The following is a 19,408-nucleotide window of genomic DNA, read 5'->3' as shown; positions in this document are numbered from 1 at the left end:
CCGTCAGGTGCCGACGCCGATTTCGGCAAGGCGCGTCAGGCAGGCTTCCTCGACATTGTCGAGTTCGGCCAGCGTCTCCTCGATATCGCGCCGCTTCTGGCGCAGTTCGTCGCGCTTCTCGCTGACCTTCGCCATCAGGAGCTCCAGCTGCCCGACTTCACCCGGCGGGTCCTTGTAGACGCGGATGATGTCGCGGATCTCGGCGATGCTGAAGCCGATGCGCCGGCCGCGCAGGATTTCCTGGATGAGGCGGCGGTCGGCCGGGCGGAAGAGACGCGTGCGGCCGCGGCGCTCGGGGTTGATCAGCCCCTCGTCCTCGTAGAAGCGCAGGGTGCGGGTGGAGACCCCGAATTCGCGCGTCAGTTCGGTTATGGTATAAAGCTTGTCCACGCCTGCTCCGATCCTCTGTGGGTCGGCATTTTATTGACTTTTACGTGTAAGTCAATTTTTCCGCTTTCGCGGGCGCCGGTCCGGCCGCAAAACCGGCCCCTAGCGGATGGCGAACCACCAGGTCGCAAGCCCGAGGAATGCGAAGAAGCCGACGATATCGGTGACCGCCGTCACGAAGACCGCCGAGGAGACGGCCGGGTCCGCTCCCGCCTTGTCGAGGAAGAGCGGAATGGCGATGCCGGCGAGTGCCGCCGCGCTCATGTTGATCAGCATGGCCGCCGCGATGACGCCGCCGATATTGGCATCATGGAACCATATGCCGGCGACGAGGCCGATCATCAGCCCGAAGGCGACGCCGTGCAGGAGGCCGACGCCCGCCTCGCGCCGCACGACGCGCCAGGCATTGTGGATGTCGAGGTTGCGGGTCGCCAGTGCCCGCACGGTGACGGTCATCGTCTGCGAGCCCGCATTGCCGCCCATGCCGGCGACGATGGGCATCAGCACGGCGAGCGCCACGATCTCCTCGATCGTCGCCTCGAAGAGCGAGATGACCGAGGCGGCGATGAAGGCCGTCAGCAGGTTGACGAGCAGCCAGGGTGCGCGCGAGCGCACGGTCTCGATCGTCGTGTCCGACAGTTCCTCGTCGCCGACGCCGCCGAGGCGCATCAGGTCCTCCTCGGCCTCCTCCTGGATGACGTCCACCACGTCGTCGATGGTCAGGACGCCGACCAGCCGGCCGTTCTCGTCGACGACGGCGGCGGAGAGAAGGTCGTACTGCTCGAAGAGCTGCGCGGCCTCCTCCTGGTCCATCTCCGCCGGGATCGGATGGTTCGTCTCGCGCATGACCGCCTCGATCTTCATGCCGCGCTTGGTGCGCAGCACGCGGTCGAGGTCGATGGCGCCGAGAAGACGGAAGGTCGGGTCGATGACGAAGATCTGCGAAAAGCTTTCCGGCAGGTCGGCGTCCTCGCGCAGGTAGTCGATCGTCTGGCCGATCGTCCAGAACGGCGGCACGGCGACGAATTCGGTCTGCATGCGGCGCCCGGCCGTGCTTTCGGGATAGTCCAGCGAGCGGCGCAGGCGGATACGCTCGGTGAACGGCAGCTTGGAGAGGATCTCTTCCTGGTCTTCCTGGTCGAGATCTTCCAGGATGTAGACGGCGTCGTCCGAATCCATCTCGCCGAGCGCGGCGGCGATCTGCTCGTTCGGCATGTGCTCGACGATGTCGAGGCGGATCGCCTCGTCGACCTCGGTCAGCGCCGCAAGGTCGAAATCGTCGCCGAGCAGGGAGACGAGCTGGCGGCGCTGCTCCGGCTGGATCGCCTCCAGGAGGTCGCCCATTTCCGATTCATGCAGCCGCGCGACGTGCCGGCGCAGGAACAGGAGGTCGCGGTCGGCGATCGCCGCGCCGACATGCATGAGGAAGTCCGAGCGGATCGAACCGTCCTCGGCATAGATGTCCTCGCCGTCGAAGGTGCTGTGTTCCGCCTGCCCCTGATGGATACGGTCGTCGTCGCCGGTGTCGTCCATCGGGCCGCTCCTTGTATCGGGCGCGTCCCGGCCGGCATGTCGCGGCGCTGGGACGACGGGGATTGCATGCGGGGTTCAGGCGCAGCGCGCCGTCTGGCGGATGCGCTGCCCTATCCCTCTGCTAAAGCAAAGAACGCGGCCGGTCCATCGCCGAAAGCGGCAAAAGCCGGCCGGATGCGAGATTTTCGCAACCTGTTGCAATTTCACGATAATCACACGAATCGCTGCCCCCTGCCCGGTCCCGGCGTTTTCCCCCTGCCGGAAACAGGCTAGGAAGGGCACGCAACCGCTCCCGGAGGCCCCATGGCGATCCTTCCCATCCTCAGATACCCCGATCCGCGCCTGCGCCAGCCCTGCCGGGCGGTCGAGACCTTCGATGCGCGGCTGGCGCAGCTTGCCGACGACCTCGCCGCCACGATGCGGGCCGCCCCCGGCATCGGCATCACCGCCGCCCATGTCGGCATCCTCGAACGGCTCACGGTGATCGAACTCGACGGGCCGGCCTCGCTCAGGGTCTATGTGAACCCGCATGTCGAATGGTTCTCGCCGGAAAGGCAGCGTCACGCGGAGGGCAGCGTCTCCATGCCGGGCGTCACCGACGAGGTGGAGCGCCCTGCCCGCATCCGCCTTGCCTACCGGGACCTTTCCGGCGCGTCGCACACGGAGGAAGCCGACAGCCTCCTCTCCGTCTGCCTGCAGCACGAGATCGATCAGCTCGACGGCATCTTCTGGATCGACCGTCTGTCTCGGCTGAAGCGCGAGCGCATCGTGAAGAAGTTCCGCAAGCTGGACGCATAGGCAAAGGCGGAAAACAAAAAACCCGGCTTTGCAGCCGGGTTTTTTTGGTGCGGTCGAGAAGACTCGAACTTCCACGGGTTGCCCCACAGCGACCTCAACGCTGCGCGTCTACCAATTCCGCCACGACCGCATCGTGGTAGGTGTCGTCTTGCGGCGACGGGGGTGCATGTAGCAAAAGCATTTGGGGTGCACAAGGCCGTCGCGAAAGAAAAATGACGAAAAGCGAACAATTTCAACAGAGCCTGTGCAAACACCCTGAAACCCCTGAAATCCTTGCAGGATCGCGCCTATATCTGGCACAACGGAACGAAAAGGACGGGCCATCATGCAGCGCCAGGACATCTCCATTTCCCTTCTCGCCATCCCGGGCTCGCCGCCGGTGCGCTGGCGCATCGCGCAGGGTCTCGTCGGCTATGACGACGCCGTCGAAACCATGGAGAAGGAGGCCGCGGCGATCGCCAACGACGAGGCCGACGAACTCGTCTGGCTGGTCGAGCACCCCCCGCTCTATACGGCCGGCACAAGCGCGAATGCGGCCGACCTCGTGGCGCCGGATCGCTTCCCCGTATTCGCCACCGGCCGCGGCGGCGAATATACCTATCACGGCCCCGGCCAGCGGGTCGTCTATGTCATGCTGGACCTCAAGCGCCGCCGCCAGGACGTGCGCGCCTTCGTGGCGGCGCTGGAGGAGGTCGTCATCGACGCGCTGTCCTCGATGAATGTGCGCGGCGAGCGGCGCGAGGACCGGGTCGGCGTCTGGGTGCGCCGGCCGGAGCGCCCGCCGCTGCCGGACGGTTCGCCGGCCGAGGACAAGATCGCGGCCATCGGCATCCGCCTGCGCCGCTGGGTGAGCTTCCACGGCTTCTCGCTCAATGTCGATCCGGACCTCGACCACTTTTCCGGCATCGTGCCCTGCGGAATCCGCGGTTACGGGGTGACCAGCCTCGTCGATCTCGGCCTGCCCGTCATGATGAGCGATGTGGACATGCGCATCCGCGATTCGTTCGAGCGTGTCTTCGGCCCTACCGCCACTGACGCAGACTGTCAGCCGAGCAGCCTGTCACAGGCATAGACGATGGCATGGCCGTGCAGCGCGATGGCGGCGTAGAGGCCGACGCCTGCCAGGAGCCGCTGCGGCACCGTCATCGGGTCCAGCGCCGCCTTCGGCTTCACGCCGCCCGCGCCGAGGAGGCTCAGCACCGTGAAGACCGCAAGGCCCGCGATCAGCAGGCCGGCCGGCAGGCCGATCCGCCAGCCGACCCAGAGAATGGCCAGCGTCACGAGGAAACTCGCCGCCAGCAGCCCGGGACGGGAGGAGAAAACCTGGCGCAGCACCTGCCCGCCGTCGAACCTCTGCATGGGCAGCAGGTTCAGGAGGTTGAAGGCGCCGAGAATGAGCAACAGGACGAGCAGCACGATGCCCGACGGCCGCTCCGCCAGATCGTGCAGCGCGATGAGCGGCGGCACCAGGAAGGCCGACATGCCGGCGCCCATCAGCGCGCAGACCGCCACCTCGAAGCGTGAATTGTACGGCCGCCCACCGACGGCGATGCCGCCGAGCAGCGGCACGAAGATCATGCGCACCCGCTGGTGCCCGAAGGTCCTATAGGCGGCCATGTGGCCGAATTCGTGCAGGACGATCACCACCGTCAGAAGGCTCGACAGCAGGAGGCCGCGCGCCGTCAGCCCGAAGAACGGCCAGAGCAGCAGCGTGGAGAGTACGGCAAGGGCGACCTGCATGGCCGGTCGCTCCAGCACGCCGCGCACCTCGCCGCTGCCGGTCTCCAGCCATTGCTCCAGCGCCTTCATCTCCCGGCGAAGCTGGATGTAGCGGAAAAGCAGGAAGGCGACGCCGCGATAGCGGTCGGTCTGCGCGACGGTCAGCACCGTGCCGCCCGGCACCGGGCGCAGCGTGCGCCGCTCCACGTAGTTTTTCCAGAAGGCGGCATCGAGCGCGCTGTCCTCCACCACCCGCGTTTCGCAGGAGATGTTCTCCGCGTCCACCACGTCGCGCACCGCCAGCGTCCGGAGGATCGGGTTTCCCCGCCGGTCGGGCTGGCGCAGGGTCTGCCGCACCCGGCCGGCCGGCAGCCGTTCGACGGCGACGACGGACGGATGCCAGTCCGCCTCGACGCCGAGCGGGCTGACGAGGGCCGCAAGGCGCGGCGGCGAGGCCTTGAAGGTGCGGGTGAGATAGAGGGTCCGGCGGCCGACCGGCGCGGCGATCAATAGCCAGATCAGGCCGAGATTGATCGCCAGAAGCAGGATCACCGAAACCGATGTCGACATGCCGTTCTCCCTGGCCGTCATGGCGGGCGGCATTCAGGCTAACGGCAATCTCCTAACAAATGTTAAGATTTTGCCACGGGACGATCGTCAGTCGAAGGCGATGTCGGCCCTCGGCTTGCTGTTCCTGTGCTCGCGCCAGATGATGAACAGGCCGGACGCGACGATGATAGCGATGCCGAGCCATTTGGAGGGCGTCGGGAAGTCGCCGAAGATGGCGTAGCCGAGCACCGTCGCCGAGATGATCTCGAAATACTGGAACGGAGCGAGCAGCGAGAGCGGCGCCAGGCGGAAGGCCCGCACGACCAGCATATGGGCATAGCCGGAGAGCGTGCCGAGGATGAGGAGCAGGAACAGGGCGAACAGCGAGCCCGGCAGCGAGGGTTCGAAATCGGCAATGCCGGCCGAGGCGCCGAGGAAGAGCGCGGCGCCCATGAAGAGGGTGCCGCCGAAGCCGGCGATGGTCTGCATGGTCAGCGGCGAATCGGCATCCCCGAGCGCGCGGTTCATGAAGAGATAGATGGAATAGAGGAAGGCGCAGGCGACCGGCAGCAGCGCCGTCCAGCCGAACAGCATGAAGCTCGGCTGGATGACGATCAGCGCGCCCCCGAAGCCGACGACGATGGCAAGCCACCGCCGCCAGCCGACCTTGTCGCCGAGGAAGGCCGCGGACATGGCGGTGAGAATGAAGGGCTCGACGAAATAGATCGCGAAGACGTCGGCAAGCGGCATGTATTTCACCGCCGCGAAGAAGAGCAGGCTCGCCGCGCCGTGGATCGCGCCGCGCAGGAGGTTGAGCCACGGCCGCTTCGGCCGCAGCGTGGCGCTGCCGGCCGCCGTGAGGATCAGCGGGACCGTGCAGATCACCTGGAAGAAGAAGCGATAGAACGTCACCTGACCCGGCGACATGTCCGCGAAGGTGGCCATGTATTTGGCGATGGCGTCCATGCCGGGCAGAACCAGCATGGCGACCGCCATCAGCGCCACGCCCTGCATCGGGCCGGCGCCCGGCTGGTCGGTGGTGTCGGCCCCGGTGTTCATGCTGCGACTCCTTGCGTTCGCCCCTTGCATATTCCTTTTCCGCCCGCTGGCAATGCCGGAAATCGCGTCACGACGGCGGCGCATTTGAGGTAGCCCCCCGGCGCGCCTTGCCTGTAGACTTGCGGCAGAGACAATGGAGGCCGCGATGACCTTTCCCGGCGAGAGCAACACCATCCCCTTCCCTTCGGGCCGCGCCGACGGCGACACGCTCGGCGGGCGCATCTGGCGGGCGCGCGATGCGCTGGGGCTCGGCCTGGAAGACCTCGCGTCCCGCCTCGGCCTGCCGGAAGGCACCGTGAGCGGCTGGGAGCGGGACCATGCGGAGCCGGAGACGAAGGCGCTGTTCATGCTGGCGGGCGTGCTCTCCGTCTCGCCCTCCTGGCTGATCGCCGGCATCGGCGAGGCGCCGGCCGATCCTTCGGGCGAGGAGCACCTGCATCCGCTGCTCTGCCGGCTGAGCGAAATCCACCAGCTGCACGAAGAGACGGGCAAGGCCATCGCCGCGCTCGAGACCGAGCTTGCAAAGTTGATCAAAAAAGATCAGCGCTGACTTTTTTCCACCTACCGCACTTGAGGGGCCGGACCCGCTCTGCAATGGTCGGCCCGACACAGAATCCGCATGAGGAGAGACGAACATGGACGTACGCGCCGCCGTTGCCGTTCAGGCCGGAAAACCGCTTGAAATCATGACCGTACAGCTCGAAGGCCCGCGCGCCGGCGAGGTGCTGGTGGAGGTGAAGGCGACGGGCATCTGCCACACCGACGATTTCACCCTGTCGGGCGCCGATCCGGAAGGCCTCTTCCCGGCCATCCTCGGCCATGAGGGCGCCGGCATCGTCGTCGATGTCGGCCCGGGCGTCACCTCGGTGAAGAAGGGCGACCACGTCATTCCGCTCTACACGCCGGAATGCCGCGAATGTTACTCGTGCCTGTCGCGCAAGACCAACCTGTGCACCTCGATCCGCGCCACCCAGGGCCAGGGCCTGATGCCCGACGGCACCTCGCGCTTCTCGATCGGCAAGGACAAGATCCACCACTATATGGGCTGCTCGACCTTCTCGAACTTCACGGTCCTGCCCGAGATCGCGCTCGCCAAGGTCAATCCGGACGCGCCCTTCGACAAGATCTGCTACATCGGCTGCGGCGTGACGACCGGCATCGGCGCCGTCATCAACACGGCGAAGGTGGAGATCGGCGCGACGGCCATCGTCTTCGGCCTCGGCGGCATCGGCCTCAACGTGCTGCAGGGCCTTCGCCTTGCCGGTGCCGACATGATCATCGGCGTCGACATCAACCCCGACCGCAAGGCATGGGGCGAGAAGTTCGGCATGACGCATTTCGTCAATCCCAAGGAGGTCGAGGGCGACATCGTGCCGTACCTCGTCAACCTGACGAAGCGGAACGGCGACCTGATCGGCGGCGCCGATTACACGTTCGACTGCACGGGCAACACCAAGGTGATGCGCCAGGCGCTGGAAGCCTCGCATCGCGGCTGGGGCAAGTCGGTGATCATCGGCGTTGCCGGCGCCGGCCAGGAGATATCGACGCGCCCGTTCCAGCTCGTCACCGGCCGCAACTGGATGGGCACGGCCTTCGGCGGCGCACGCGGCCGAACGGACGTGCCGAAGATCGTCGACTGGTACATGGAGGGAAAAATCCAGATCGACCCGATGATCACGCATACGATGCCGCTCGAAGACATCAACGAAGGCTTCGAACTGATGCATTCCGGAAAATCCATCCGCGGCGTGGTGGTCTATTGATCGTGACGCCTCCCTACAGCGTCGATGTGCGGAGACTGGAGGCCTTCTCCGCCATCGAGCTTTACGCGCTGCTGAAACTGCGGGTCGATATCTTCGTGGTCGAGCAGGCCTGCGCCTATCCGGAACTCGACGGCAAGGATGGCGAAGCGCTGCATCTCAGGCTGCTGATCGACGGCAGGACGGCCGCCTATGCGCGGCTGTGGCAGCCGGCCGGCGCGCCGCCGCGCATCGGCCGGGTGCTGGTTTCGCCCGACCATAGGGGGAATCGTCTCGGCGAGGCCCTGATGCACGAGGCGATCCGGACCTGCGAGGCGCATTTTCCCGGCGAGCCGGTTGCCCTTTCGGCGCAAAGCCACCTGGAACGTTTTTATGCCGGCCTCGGCTTCTCGCCGACATCGGAGGAATATGTCGAGGACGGTATCGCGCATATCGACATGGAGCGCCCCGTCAGCCCCTTGAGTGCAACAGGATGATCTATGTCGATGCGGATGCCTGCCCCGTCAAGGCCGAGATCCTGAAGGTCGCCGAGCGGCACGCGATGGCGGTGACCTTCGTCGCCAATTCGGGCCTGCGCCCGTCGCGCGATCCGATGGTGAGGAACGTCATCGTCTCGGGTGCCTTCGATGCGGCGGACAACTGGATCGCCGACAATGTCGGCGCCGACGATATCGTCGTGACGGCCGACGTGCCGCTCGCCGTGCGCTGCGTCGAGAAGGGCGCGCATGTCACCGGCCCGACCGGTCGGATTTTCGACCGGACGAATATCGGCATGGCGAGCGCCATGCGCGACCTGGGCGCGCATCTGCGCGAGACGGGCGAGAGCAAGGGCTACAACGCCGCCTTCTCCCCGCGCGACCGCTCCGCCTTCCTCGAAATGCTGGACCGGCTCTGCCGCCGGGCGAAGAACGCACAGGCAGGCCCGTCCCCATGAGACGCGCGCCGGGATGCCGCCTCGGTCCGGTCTCCTGCGCGCGACCGTTTCCTCCTTCCTCAAAGCGGCGGTGTCGCCGGCTTCCCGAAACACACGGAGTTTCCAGATGAAAGTACTTTCCCAGAACACGGCGTTCGGCGGCATGCAGGGCGTGTTCGCCCATGATTCCGAGGCCTGCAAGTGCGAGATGACCTTCGCCGTCTTCGTGCCGCCGCAGGCGATCCACGAGCCGCGCCCGGTGCTCTGGTATCTCTCCGGCCTCACCTGCAGCCACGCCAATGTCATGGAGAAGGGCGAATACCGTCGCATGGCCGCCGAGCTCGGTCTCATCGTCGTGTGCCCGGACACCAGCCCGCGCGGCAACGACGTGCCGGACGAGATCACGAACTGGCAGATGGGCAAGGGCGCCGGCTTCTATCTCGACGCGACCGAGGCGCCCTGGGCGGAACACTACCGGATGTACAGCTACGTGACGGAGGAGCTGCCGAATTTCGTCAGCCAGCATTTCCGCACGGACATGACGCGCCAGGGCATTTTCGGCCATTCGATGGGCGGTCACGGCGCCATGACGATCGCGCTGAAGAATCCGGACCGTTTCAGGAGCTGCTCGGCCTTCGCGCCGATCGTCGAGCCCTCTACCGCCGACTGGTCGGCCCCGGCCTTCGAAAAGTATCTCGGCGCCGACAAGGCGGCCTGGCGGCAGTACGACACCTGCGCGCTCGTCGCCGATGGCGCCCGTTTCCCGGAATTCCTCATCGACCAGGGCAAGGCCGACGGCTTTCTGGAAAACGGCCTGCGCCCCTGGCTCTTCGAGGAAGCGGTGAAGGACACCGACATGAAGCTGACGCTGCGCATGCACGAGCGCTACGACCATTCCTACTACTTCATCTCCACCTTCATGGACGATCACCTGAAATGGCATGCCGAACGCCTCGGCTGAGCCCGTGCCATGGCGGGGGCGCATGGCTGGCATGCCGCCCTCGTCCTTGCCCTTTGCCGCTCCCGCCCTATAATCCGCCGCGGTAGACGGCTACCGCCGGAGCGCATCCGGTCACGACCGCGGGGACGGCCTCGCTCCTTTCTTGTGGAGTGGGCAATGCCCTGGATCTACCTCACCCTCGCCGGCCTGTTCGAAATCGGCTGGGCGATCGGCCTCAAATATACCGACGGCTTCACGAAGCCCCTGCCGACGGTGCTCACCGCCGGCTCGATGATCGTCTCCATCGTGCTCCTCGGCCTTGCCGTGAAGACGCTGCCGATCGGCACGGCCTACGCGATCTGGACCGGCATCGGCACGGTCGGCACGGTGATGCTCGGCATCTTCCTCTTCGCCGAGCCGGTGACCGCCATGCGCATGGGCTGCATCGCCCTCATCGTCACCGGCATCCTTGGCCTGAAATTCGCCGTTTAACGACGGTTGTCGAGCGCGAAGGCCCCGGGGCCTGCCGCCGTCAGGTACAGGAAGACGAAGCAGAACAGCACGGCGGCATCGCCGCCGTTGTTGACCGGGAAGAAGCTCTGCGGCGCATGGGCCATGAAATAGGCGACCGCCATGAAGCCGCAGAGCACCAGCGCCGCAGGCCGGGTGAAGAGGCCGAGAAGAATGAGAGCGCCGCCGACGATCTCCAGCGCGCCGGCCACCCCGATCAGGTTCATCAGGTCGCCGAAAGGCTGTTCGGCCGGCGGGAAATCGAAGAATTTCTGCGTGCCGTGCTCGATGAAGAGCAGCGCTGTCATGATGCGCAGCGCGGCGAGCGCCTGTGGCCGGTAGGCGGATAGTCCCTCGAACATGCCGTTCACTCCTCTCTTTTTCAACGGGAGGGGAATGGTATCACGCTTTCCGTGCGGTTTCGCCGGGCGGCCGCGGGAGAATCAGTCGCAGCTGATCGCCTGCGTGACGACGCAGGGCGCGATCTTCTTCGCCGAGCCTTCCGGCAGCGCGCGCGAGCGCACGTTCAGCGCCGCCTCGGTGGGAATGACCAGCGGGCGTTTCTGCCCGCCCGAACGGGCCTCGACGGTTGACGCCGTCGCCGCGTGGCGCTTGCCGCCGGCATATTTACGGCCCTTGCCGGGGCGCTTGCCATGAAAAACCTTGCCGGCCGCGACCGGTGCGAGATGATAGGCGAGCGCCACGCGCTTGGCGATGGCGTCGCCGAGCGCGGCCTCGCGGCCCTTCTGCCTGGGCGGCATGAAGCTGTTGATCGTCAGCGTCCGGCTCGACGACGTGCCGGGGCCGCTGAGCGTGACCGTCACCCGCGCGGTGCTCTGGCCGTCGCGGTCTTCCCTGACGCCGGAAACCCGCACGTCCATCGTCGCCCGGTCGATCGCCACCGCCCGGCGTGTCGCCTTCGCGGAGCGCTTCAGGTGCTCGCCGGTGCGCTTCAGCACCGTGGCGGACGCGCTGTCGTCGCCGCTGACGACGATCTTGCGGATATCGCGGACCGGAAAGGCCTCGTCGGCGCCGGCGGCAAGGGGGGTGGAGAACAGGAGGCTGGCGGAAAGAAGCGTGCGAACAAGGAACTGCATGAAAATACCGGTATGCGATGTCGGATGCGGTCGCGCCAAAATGGTGCCGACCGCTTAACAAAGTCTTTCAGCGCGGAATGTCGGCCAGCACCGCGGCGGCGACGTCCATTTCCGCCCGGCGCAGTTCGCGGCGGCGGAAGGCTTCCTCGTCCGTGCCCCAATGCTCGATCTGCCAGTCCTCGTCGACATGGGCGAGCGTCCAGGCCCGGTCGGCGTCGATGACGCCCTCGATGAGCGCCAGCGCCAGCAGGGCCGAGCCGGTGAGCGTCGTCACCGTATGGAGGCAGGCGAGCGCCAGCGGATCGCGGAAGGCGGCGAGCGCCTTGGAAAAGGCCTCGATCGCCGGAACCGGCTGTTCCCGGTGCATCACGCCTTCGACGAGGATGAAGCGCGCGCCCCTTGCCTCGCCCGCCCAGCGGAGGATCGGATCCCAGCCCTCGCGCTGGCGCTCGACGAGCCCTGCCGGCGAATCCGCGCGGTAGCAGAGCATGTCCGTGCCGGCAAAGCGCACGACCTCGTCGAAGACCGCATCGAAATTCTCCGCGACGCCGTCGACGGCCGTGTTGACGAGGCGCGTCACCGGCATCTTCGCGGGGTCGATCTCCTCGCCCTGCCCGTCCCATTCGGCGACGAGGCGGTCGGCGATCGGCCGGACCGGCACGGCGAGCAGCTTCTTGCCGGGCGTCCTCACCGGGCGGCCGTCGAGGAGGATGCGGTGGCCCTCCTCCACCTCGTCCGTCGACACGGCCTTGTAAAAGCGCTTGGGCAGCGGCCGCTTCATCTGGATCTGCGCGCGGCGCACCGGATCGGGATCGCTCATCGCGTCGGAAAGGTCGCTCAGGATGTCACGCATTGGAAATCTCCAGCCATTCGAGAAGGTCGGCGGGCGTGCGCAGGATGTGGTCCGCGCCGGCCTCGACCAGTTCGGGCACGGTGGCATAGCCCCAGGAAACGCCGATCGCCGAAGCGCCGGCCGCCTTCGCCATTTGCATGTCGTAGATCGCATCGCCGATGACGACCGTGCGGGCCGCATCGACGCCCGCCTCGCTGCAGCATTCCGTCACCATGGCGGGATGCGGCTTGGAAGGGCAGTCGTCCGCCGTGCGCGAGACGAAGAAGGTCCTGTCGAAGCCGTGCGCGTCGCGGATGAGATCGAGGCCGCGGCGGGATTTTCCCGTCACCGCGCCGAGGATCAGGTCGTCCTGCCGTTCCAGATGCGCCATCATGGCGGATATGCCGGGAAAGAGCGGCTCCTGGAAGCCGGGCTCGGCGCGCACGCCCGAATAGGTCGCCTTGTAGTGCGCGGTCATCGCCAGCGCCTCGTCGTCGACATGCGGCTTGCCCTGCATGCGGGCGATGGCGATGTCGAGCGTCAGGCCGATGATCGCCTTGGTCTCGGCAATATCCGGCCGCTCATGGCCGAAATCGACGAAGGTGCGCGCCATGACCTCGTGGATCAGCCCGGCGCTGTCGACCAGGGTGCCGTCGCAATCGAAGAGAACGAGCCGCATCAGTCTTCCTCGTCGACGGCGCGCTGGTCGAAGCCGAAGAGGTTCCAGGTCTGCACCATGTGCGGCGGCAGCGGCGCGGTGACGCGCAGGCGCCCGCCGGACGGATGCGGTATGTCGATATGGCGGGCGTGGAGGTGCAGGCGGTTCTGCACGCCGCCGGGAAACGGCCAGTTGATGTCCGCATCGAAATATTTCGGATCGCCGAGGATCGGATGGCCGATATGGGCGGCATGGACGCGCAGCTGGTGCGTGCGGCCCGTATAGGGCTCCATCTCCAGCCAGGCGAAGTTCTGCCCGGCCTGCTCGACGACGCGGTAGAAGGAGACGGCGTGGTCCGCACCGTCCTCGCCGTGCTTGGCGATGCGCATGCGGTCGCCGTCGGGCGTCTGTTCCTTGACCAGCCAGGTCGAGATCTTGTCCTCGCGCTTCTTCGGCACGCCCTTGACCAGCGACCAGTAGGTCTTCTTGGTGTCGCGCTCGCGGAAGGCGGCGGTCAGCTTCTGCGCCGCGCCGCGCGTGCGGGCGATGACGAGCACGCCCGACGTGTCGCGGTCGAGCCGGTGCACGAGGCGGGGCTTCTCGCCCTTCTGGCTCGTCCAGGCCTCCAGCATCTTGTCGATGTGCCGGGTGACGCCCGAGCCGCCCTGCACGGCGATGCCGGCCGGCTTGTTGAGCACGAAGACCTTGTCGTCCTCATGCAGCAGCATGCGGGCGAGCAGTTCGCCATCGGGAGAATGTTTCAGGTCGCGGCCGGCAATGGGGCCGGCCTTCGGCCCCTTCGCATCCACGTCCATCGGCGGGATGCGGACCATCTGGCCGGGCTGCACGCGCGTGTCGCTCTTGGCCCTGCCGCCGTCGACGCGCACCTGGCCGGAGCGCAGCAATTTCTGGAGCGGGCCGAAGCCGAGGCCCGGATAGTGGATCTTGAACCACCGGTCGAGCCGCATGCCCGCCTCGTCGTTCTCCACCTGCTTGTGTTCGATGCCTGCCATCTTCGCCTTCTTTCGTTGCGCCGTGCTTTAGCGCAAGAACGGGCGAAGGGGAATATTGGAAACGGCGCGTCAGAAGGCGCGGAACGTCAGCGTGGTCAGCGAGCGCACGATTCCCGGAATGGAGGCGACGTGGTCGTTGATGAATTTGCCGATATCCTCCTCGCTGTCGACATAGATCTTCAAGAGAAGATCGTAGTCGCCGCTCGTCGAATAGAGCTCCGAAATGAGTTCCGTAGCGTAAAGCGCGTCGGCCACTTCATAGGTCTTGCCCGGAGCACATTGCAATTGCACGAAAATCGGCTTCATCGGTCCTCCCGCGCCATCGGCGGCATGCTTGTTTCCGCCCGATTCCGGCGGCGTTCGACACCTCTTATGGCGGAATTCCGCCGGCAAAGGCAAGGCCGGCGGAATTCCGCACGATCCGTTAAAATTCGATGAAAATGCAACCGCCGCGCTTCACACCCCGGAAAGGCGCAACTGCTAGATTGTGACACCACAACCAACTCCGTTGAACGCCATGACACAGATCGTGACAGTTTCGCCGGCAACGGCCGCCTATGCATCGCTGGGGATGCGATCGCAGACGCGCGCGCACACCCTTTTCGAGGAGCGCATCCACGCCTGGAGCGAGGAAGCCAAGGTGCGTGGCGATGCCCGCGCGATCGCCGCCCTCAACGTCATCCATCCGCCGGCGCTCGCGCTGGCGCTGATCACCGCCCCGGGAAGCACGCCGCAGGTGACGGTCGCCGAGGCGCAGCGCCTCTATGACGAGAACGAACTTCCCGCCCTGCCGGACCCTGCCTGATCCTCCCCGCGAAACAGCCGCCCTCCAATCTGCAGCCCCTTCGGGGGCTTTTCTTTTGGAACATGTTTCCCCCTATCTTTCCCGCGACGACAAAAATTCGCTTGGTAGCGACGCAACGCTCTTGCCAAAGCGCCGGCAACGCCGTTATCTGGATGCAACCTCGCTGGGAGAAGCCGGCCGTCCGAACAAGGGCATGGCCGGTGCCGAAGGAGCAACCGCCCCGGAAACTCTCAGGCAAAAGGACCAGCAAGGTGCCGTCGGAACTCTGGAGAGAAGCGCTTTTCGGGCGCTCGCCGAAGGGATAACAATCTCAGGCGAAGGGACAGAGGGGGCTCAGGAGAGCGGCGCGAAAGCGCCGGTATTGTGAGCCGGTGCCCGTTGGATCGTGGGCGCCACAAGACTGGAGGGCGCCTTTTGGACGGATCGTCTGAGCTCAAGAAAACCCCGCTTCACGCGCTGAACCTGTCGCTCGGCGCCCGCATGGTGCCGTTCGCCGGCTATGAGATGCCGGTGCAATATGCGGCCGGCGTCATGAAGGAACACCTGCACACCCGAGCCGCCGCCGGCCTTTTCGACGTGTCCCATATGGGCCAGGTCACCGTGCGCGCCCGCTCCGGCGACAATGCGGACGCCGCCCGGGCGCTCGAAACGCTCGTACCGGTCGATGTCCTCAGCGTTGCCGAAGGCCGCCAGCGCTACGCGCTTTTCACCAATGACGAGGGCGGCATCCTCGACGATCTGATGATCGCCAATCGCGGCGACCATTTCTATGTCGTCGTCAACGCCGGCTGCAAGGAGGCGGATTTCGCCCATATGCAGGCGAAGATCGGCGACATCTGCGAATTGACGCTGCACGACGACCGTGCGCTCATCGCCCTCCAGGGCCCGCATGCCGAGGCCGTGCTCGCGGAACTGTGGGCGGACGTCTCCTCCATGCGCTTCATGGACGTGCGCGCCTGCGACCTGCACGATGCCGACTGCATCGTCTCGCGTTCGGGCTATACGGGCGAGGACGGGTTCGAGATCTCCATTCCCGCCAGCCTTGCCGAAGCGGTCTGTCGCCGCCTGCTCGACCATCCGGACGTGCTGCCGATCGGCCTCGGCGCGCGCGATTCGCTGCGCCTCGAAGCCGGCCTCTGCCTCTACGGCAACGATATCGACACGACGACGACCCCGGTGGAAGCCGGCCTCGAATGGGCCATCCAGAAGGTGCGCCGCACGGGCGGCGACCGCGCCGGCGGCTTTCCGGGCGCGTCCGTCATCCTCGATCAGCTCGAAAACGGCGCATCCCGCCGCCGCGTCGGCCTGAAGGCGGAAGGCCGGGCGCCGGTGCGCGGCGGCGCGGTGCTCGCCACCGACGCCGAGGGCGAGGACGTCGTCGGCACCGTCACCTCCGGCGGCTTCGGCCCCAATGCCGACGGCCCCGTCGCCATGGGTTACGTCACCAAGGCGGCGATGGCGCCCGGCACCCAGCTCTATGCCGGCGTGCGCGGCAAATTCCTGCCTATCACCGTCGCGGCGATGCCCTTCGTGAAAAACACCTTCAAACGCTGATCGGCGAACAGATTTTCCCAGGAGAGGAACGACCATGCTGAAATTCACCGAAGAACACGAGTGGCTGAAGATCGAGGGCGGCGTTGCGACCGTCGGCATCACGGCGCACGCGGCCGAACAGCTCGGCGACCTCGTCTTCGTGGAACTCCCCGAGGTCGGCGCGACCTTCGACAAGGGCGGCGATGCGGCCACCGTCGAGAGCGTCAAGGCGGCCTCCGACGTCTATTGCCCGCTCGACGGCGAGATCGTCGAGATCAACGAGGCGATCACCGCCGATCCTTCCCTCGTCAACAGCGACCCGCAGGGCGCCGGTTGGTTCTTCAAGCTGAAGCTCGCCAACCCCGCCGATGCGGACGGCCTGATGGACGAGGCCGCCTACAAGGAGCTTGTCGGCTGATGTCTCTCCCCAAGGATTTCGCCTTTACCGACTACCAGCCCTACGACTTCGCCAACCGTCGCCATATCGGCCCCTCGCCGAAGGAGATGGAGGCGATGCTGAAAGTGATCGGCTATGACAGCCTCGATGCGCTGATCGACGACACCGTGCCGAAATCGATCCGGCAGGCAAAGCCGCTGGAATGGGGCGCGCCGATGACCGAGCGCGAGGCGCTCGACAAGCTGCGCGAGACCGCCAACCGCAACAGGAAACTCGTCTCGCTGATCGGCCAGGGCTATTACGGCACGATCACCCCGCCGGTCGTCCAGCGCAATATCCTGGAAAATCCCGCCTGGTACACCGCCTATACGCCCTACCAGCCGGAAATCAGCCAGGGGCGGCTCGAAGCGCTGCTCAACTACCAGACCATGGTCTGCGACCTGACCGGCCTCGACGTCGCCAACGCCTCGCTGCTCGACGAGGCGACGGCGGCCGCCGAAGCCATGGCCATGGCCGAGCGCGTCTCCAAGTCGAAGGCGAAGGCCTTCTTCGTCGACGAGAACTGCCACCCGCAGACCATCGCGCTTTTGAAGACCCGTTCCGAACCGCTCGGCTGGCAGATCGTCGTCGGCGATCCCTTCACCGATCTCGACCCCGTCGATGTCTTCGGCGCGATCTTCCAGTATCCCGGCACCTACGGCCATGTGCGCGATTTCTCGGGCCTGATCGCCCGCCTGCACCAGACCGGCGCCATCGCCGTCGTCGCCGCCGATCCGCTGGCCCTCGCCCTCCTGAAATCGCCCGGCGACATGGATGCGGACATCGCCATCGGCTGCACGCAGCGTTTCGGCGTGCCGGTCGGCTACGGCGGGCCGCATGCGGCCTATATGGCCGTCAAGGACGCCTACAAGCGCTCCATGCCCGGCCGCCTCGTCGGCGTCTCCATCGATGCGCGCGGCAACCGCGCCTATCGCCTGTCGCTGCAGACGCGCGAGCAGCACATCCGCCGCGAGAAGGCGACCTCGAACATCTGCACCGCGCAGGTGCTGCTCGCCGTCATGGCCTCGATGTACGCCGTCTTCCACGGGCCGCAGGGCCTGAAAGCCATCGCCCAGAGCGTGCACCAGAAGACCGTGCGTCTCGCCGAGGGCCTCGAAAAGCTCGGCTACACGGTCGAGCCCGACGTGTTCTTCGACACGATCACCGTCCATGTCGGCAAGCTGCAGGGCATCATCCTGAAGACCGCCGTCGCGGAAGGGGTGAATCTCCGCAAGATCGGCGACGACCGCATCGGCATCAGCCTCGACGAGCGCTCGCGCCCCGTCACGCTGGAAGCCGTCTGGCGCGCCTTCGGCGGGAATTTCGAGGCGTCGGAATTCGAGCCGGACTACCGCCTGCCGGAAGACCTCTTGCGCACCAGCGAATACCTGACGCATCCGATCTTCCACATGAACCGCGCGGAAAGCGAGATGGTGCGCTACATCCGCCGCCTCTCGGACCGGGACCTCGCGCTCGACCGGGCGATGATCCCGCTCGGCTCGTGCACTATGAAGCTCAATGCGACAGCGGAAATGCTGCCGATCACCTGGCCGGAATTTTCGGAGATCCACCCCTTCGTGCCCGCCGACCAGGCGCAGGGCTATCGCTACCTCATCGAGGACCTGTCGCAGAAGCTCTGCGACATCACCGGCTACGACGCCGTCTCCATGCAGCCGAATTCCGGTGCGCAGGGCGAATATGCCGGCCTCCTGACGATCCGCGCCTATCACCTCGCCAATGGCGATGACCATCGCGACGTCTGCCTGATCCCGACCTCCGCGCACGGCACCAATCCGGCCTCCGCGCAGATGGTCGGCATGAAGGTCGTCGTCGTGAAAGTGTCGGATAACGGCGATATCGACATGGATGATTTCCGTGCGAAAGCAGAGCAGTATGCGGAAAACCTCTCGTGCTGCATGATCACCTATCCCTCCACCCACGGCGTCTTTGAAGAGAATGTGCGCGAGATCTGCGAACTCGTCCACAAGCATGGCGGCCAGGTCTATATCGACGGCGCGAACATGAACGCCATGGTAGGCCTTGCCCGTCCCGGCGATATCGGCGGGGACGTTTCGCACCTCAACCTGCACAAGACCTTCTGCATCCCGCATGGCGGCGGCGGCCCCGGCATGGGCCCGATCGGCGTCAAGGCGCACCTTGCCCCCTTCCTGCCGGACAGCCCGACCACCGGCGAGGCGGGCGCGGTCTCCGCCGCTCCCTTCGGCTCGGCCTCCATCCTGCCGATCTCCTGGAGCTACTGCCTGATGATGGGCGGCGCGGGCCTGACGCAGGCGACGAAGGTGGCGATCCTCAACGCCAACTACATCGCCGCCCGCCTCAAGGGCGCCTATGACGTGCTCTACGCCTCCGCCAGGGGGCGGGTCGCGCATGAATGCATCATCGACACGCGCCCGCTCGCGACGAGCGCCGGCGTCACCGTCGACGACGTCGCCAAGCGGCTGATCGATTGCGGCTTCCACGCGCCGACCATGAGCTGGCCGGTGGCAGGCACGCTGATGATCGAGCCGACCGAATCGGAGACCAAGGCCGAGATCGACCGTTTCTGCGAGGCGATGCTGGCGATCCGCGAGGAAGCCCGCGCCATCGAGGACGGCACGATGGACAAGGACAACAACCCGCTGAAGAACGCGCCCCACACGGTGGAAGACCTCGTCGGCGAATGGGACCGCCCCTATTCGCGCGAGCAGGCCTGCTACCCGCCGGGCGCCTTCCGGGTCGACAAGTACTGGTCGCCGGTCAACCGCGTCGACAATGTCTACGGCGACCGCAACCTCGTCTGCTCCTGCCCGCCGCTGGAGGACTATGCCGAGGCTGCCGAGTAGGATCTTGCCTGATCCCAGACCAA

22 protein-coding genes, 1 tRNA gene and 1 riboswitch are annotated in these 19,408 nt (G+C 66.2%); of the genes, 12 read left to right on the top strand and 11 right to left on the bottom strand.

The features are described from left to right. Positions 1 to 3 precede the first annotated feature (3 nt). Positions 4 to 390, bottom strand: a complete 387-nt coding sequence (locus AB3G45_RS16125) for a MerR family DNA-binding transcriptional regulator (protein ID WP_367831537.1) — start codon at positions 388 to 390, stop codon at positions 4 to 6. A 99-nt stretch (positions 391 to 489) separates the two neighbouring features. Beyond that, complete coding sequence (gene mgtE / locus AB3G45_RS16120; protein ID WP_367831535.1) at positions 490 to 1,920, bottom strand: magnesium transporter; 1,431 nt, start codon at positions 1,918 to 1,920, stop codon at positions 490 to 492. Positions 1,921 to 2,223: 303 nt separating this feature from the next. Here mgtE and AB3G45_RS16115 point away from each other — a divergent pair, with 303 nt between their 5' ends. Continuing rightward, the gene (locus AB3G45_RS16115) at positions 2,224 to 2,718 is read left to right on the top strand and encodes a peptide deformylase (RefSeq protein WP_367831534.1); all 495 of its coding nucleotides are present in this window, start codon (positions 2,224 to 2,226) and stop codon (positions 2,716 to 2,718) included. 45 nt (positions 2,719 to 2,763) lie between these two features. Here AB3G45_RS16115 and AB3G45_RS16110 read toward each other — a convergent pair. Next, a tRNA-Leu gene (locus AB3G45_RS16110) sits at positions 2,764 to 2,848 on the bottom strand. Between the two features lie 195 nt (positions 2,849 to 3,043). Between AB3G45_RS16110 and lipB the strand changes: the two genes are divergently transcribed. Further along, positions 3,044 to 3,790, top strand: a complete 747-nt coding sequence (gene lipB / locus AB3G45_RS16105) for a lipoyl(octanoyl) transferase LipB (RefSeq protein WP_367831533.1) — start codon at positions 3,044 to 3,046, stop codon at positions 3,788 to 3,790. On the opposite strand, the gene AB3G45_RS16100 is transcribed toward lipB, so the two are convergent. Together AB3G45_RS16100 and AB3G45_RS16095 are read right to left on the bottom strand one after the other, a co-directional pair. After that, the gene (locus AB3G45_RS16100) at positions 3,763 to 5,007 is read right to left on the bottom strand and encodes a hypothetical protein (protein ID WP_367831532.1); all 1,245 of its coding nucleotides are present in this window, start codon (positions 5,005 to 5,007) and stop codon (positions 3,763 to 3,765) included. The two genes, lipB and AB3G45_RS16100, sit on opposite strands and share 28 nt — an antisense overlap. An 87-nt stretch (positions 5,008 to 5,094) precedes the next feature. Continuing rightward, positions 5,095 to 6,045, bottom strand: coding sequence for a DMT family transporter (locus AB3G45_RS16095; protein WP_367831531.1), 951 nt, complete (start codon positions 6,043 to 6,045; stop codon positions 5,095 to 5,097). A gap of 145 nt (positions 6,046 to 6,190) precedes the next feature. On the opposite strand from AB3G45_RS16095, the gene AB3G45_RS16090 reads away from it, so the two are divergent. From AB3G45_RS16090 to AB3G45_RS16065, 6 genes are all read left to right on the top strand, one after another. Further along, complete coding sequence (locus AB3G45_RS16090) at positions 6,191 to 6,595, top strand: helix-turn-helix domain-containing protein (protein WP_367831530.1); 405 nt, start codon at positions 6,191 to 6,193, stop codon at positions 6,593 to 6,595. 85 nt (positions 6,596 to 6,680) lie between these two features. After that, positions 6,681 to 7,808, top strand: a complete 1,128-nt coding sequence (locus AB3G45_RS16085) for an S-(hydroxymethyl)glutathione dehydrogenase/class III alcohol dehydrogenase (RefSeq protein WP_367831529.1) — start codon at positions 6,681 to 6,683, stop codon at positions 7,806 to 7,808. Then, entirely contained in the window at positions 7,808 to 8,281 is a 474-nt protein-coding gene (locus tag AB3G45_RS16080) for a GNAT family N-acetyltransferase (protein WP_367833598.1), read from the top strand. The genes AB3G45_RS16085 and AB3G45_RS16080 overlap by 1 nt, the downstream gene beginning before the upstream one ends. After that, positions 8,278 to 8,739, top strand: coding sequence for a YaiI/YqxD family protein (locus tag AB3G45_RS16075; protein WP_367831528.1), 462 nt, complete (start codon positions 8,278 to 8,280; stop codon positions 8,737 to 8,739). Before AB3G45_RS16080 ends, AB3G45_RS16075 begins: the two co-directional genes overlap by 4 nt. A gap of 106 nt (positions 8,740 to 8,845) precedes the next feature. Continuing rightward, entirely contained in the window at positions 8,846 to 9,679 is an 834-nt protein-coding gene (gene fghA / locus AB3G45_RS16070) for an S-formylglutathione hydrolase (RefSeq protein ID WP_367831527.1), read from the top strand. Between the two features lie 156 nt (positions 9,680 to 9,835). Next, positions 9,836 to 10,150, top strand: a complete 315-nt coding sequence (locus AB3G45_RS16065; RefSeq protein ID WP_367831526.1) for a multidrug efflux SMR transporter — start codon at positions 9,836 to 9,838, stop codon at positions 10,148 to 10,150. Here AB3G45_RS16065 and AB3G45_RS16060 read toward each other — a convergent pair. The 6 genes from AB3G45_RS16060 to AB3G45_RS16035 all read right to left on the bottom strand — a co-directional run bounded on the left by AB3G45_RS16060 (position 10,147) and on the right by AB3G45_RS16035 (position 14,074). After that, positions 10,147 to 10,530: a DoxX family protein gene (locus AB3G45_RS16060; protein ID WP_367831525.1), complete on the bottom strand. Its 384-nt coding sequence runs from the start codon at positions 10,528 to 10,530 to the stop codon at positions 10,147 to 10,149. The two genes, AB3G45_RS16065 and AB3G45_RS16060, sit on opposite strands and share 4 nt — an antisense overlap. Before the next feature lie 81 nt (positions 10,531 to 10,611). Beyond that, positions 10,612 to 11,265 (bottom strand): hypothetical protein, encoded by a 654-nt coding sequence (locus tag AB3G45_RS16055; RefSeq protein ID WP_367831524.1) that lies wholly within the window; start codon positions 11,263 to 11,265, stop codon positions 10,612 to 10,614. A 67-nt stretch (positions 11,266 to 11,332) separates the two neighbouring features. Further along, a complete protein-coding gene (locus tag AB3G45_RS16050; RefSeq protein ID WP_367831523.1) occupies positions 11,333 to 12,118 on the bottom strand; it encodes an ATP12 family chaperone protein in 786 nt (261 codons plus the stop codon). Continuing rightward, positions 12,111 to 12,776, bottom strand: a complete 666-nt coding sequence (locus AB3G45_RS16045; protein WP_367831522.1) for an HAD-IA family hydrolase — start codon at positions 12,774 to 12,776, stop codon at positions 12,111 to 12,113. Before AB3G45_RS16045 ends, AB3G45_RS16050 begins: the two co-directional genes overlap by 8 nt. Further along, positions 12,776 to 13,768, bottom strand: coding sequence for an RluA family pseudouridine synthase (locus AB3G45_RS16040; RefSeq protein ID WP_367831521.1), 993 nt, complete (start codon positions 13,766 to 13,768; stop codon positions 12,776 to 12,778). The genes AB3G45_RS16045 and AB3G45_RS16040 overlap by 1 nt, the downstream gene beginning before the upstream one ends. Before the next feature lie 69 nt (positions 13,769 to 13,837). After that, positions 13,838 to 14,074, bottom strand: coding sequence for an Lrp/AsnC ligand binding domain-containing protein (locus AB3G45_RS16035; RefSeq protein ID WP_024271053.1), 237 nt, complete (start codon positions 14,072 to 14,074; stop codon positions 13,838 to 13,840). 223 nt (positions 14,075 to 14,297) lie between these two features. Here AB3G45_RS16035 and AB3G45_RS16030 point away from each other — a divergent pair, with 223 nt between their 5' ends. From AB3G45_RS16030 to gcvP, 4 genes are all read left to right on the top strand, one after another. Next, positions 14,298 to 14,573, top strand: a complete 276-nt coding sequence (locus tag AB3G45_RS16030; protein WP_367831520.1) for a hypothetical protein — start codon at positions 14,298 to 14,300, stop codon at positions 14,571 to 14,573. Positions 14,574 to 14,727: 154 nt separating this feature from the next. Beyond that, positions 14,728 to 14,829, top strand: a riboswitch (glycine riboswitch). A 158-nt stretch (positions 14,830 to 14,987) separates the two neighbouring features. Beyond that, positions 14,988 to 16,127 carry a glycine cleavage system aminomethyltransferase GcvT gene (gene gcvT / locus AB3G45_RS16025; RefSeq protein ID WP_367831519.1) on the top strand — a complete coding sequence of 380 codons (1,140 nt, stop codon included), beginning with the start codon at positions 14,988 to 14,990 and terminating at the stop codon, positions 16,125 to 16,127. Between the two features lie 34 nt (positions 16,128 to 16,161). After that, the gene (gene gcvH / locus AB3G45_RS16020) at positions 16,162 to 16,524 is read left to right on the top strand and encodes a glycine cleavage system protein GcvH (RefSeq protein ID WP_367831518.1); all 363 of its coding nucleotides are present in this window, start codon (positions 16,162 to 16,164) and stop codon (positions 16,522 to 16,524) included. Next, a complete protein-coding gene (gcvP, locus tag AB3G45_RS16015) occupies positions 16,524 to 19,385 on the top strand; it encodes an aminomethyl-transferring glycine dehydrogenase (RefSeq protein WP_367831517.1) in 2,862 nt (953 codons plus the stop codon). The genes gcvH and gcvP overlap by 1 nt, the downstream gene beginning before the upstream one ends. Positions 19,386 to 19,408: the final 23 nt, after the last annotated feature.

The sequence above is a fragment of the Shinella sp. S4-D37 genome (assembly GCF_040812195.1).
Lineage (GTDB): Bacteria > Pseudomonadota > Alphaproteobacteria > Rhizobiales > Rhizobiaceae > Shinella.
Note: the sequence above shows the minus strand (reverse complement) of the source record. Positions and strands in the feature narration are given on the sequence as shown.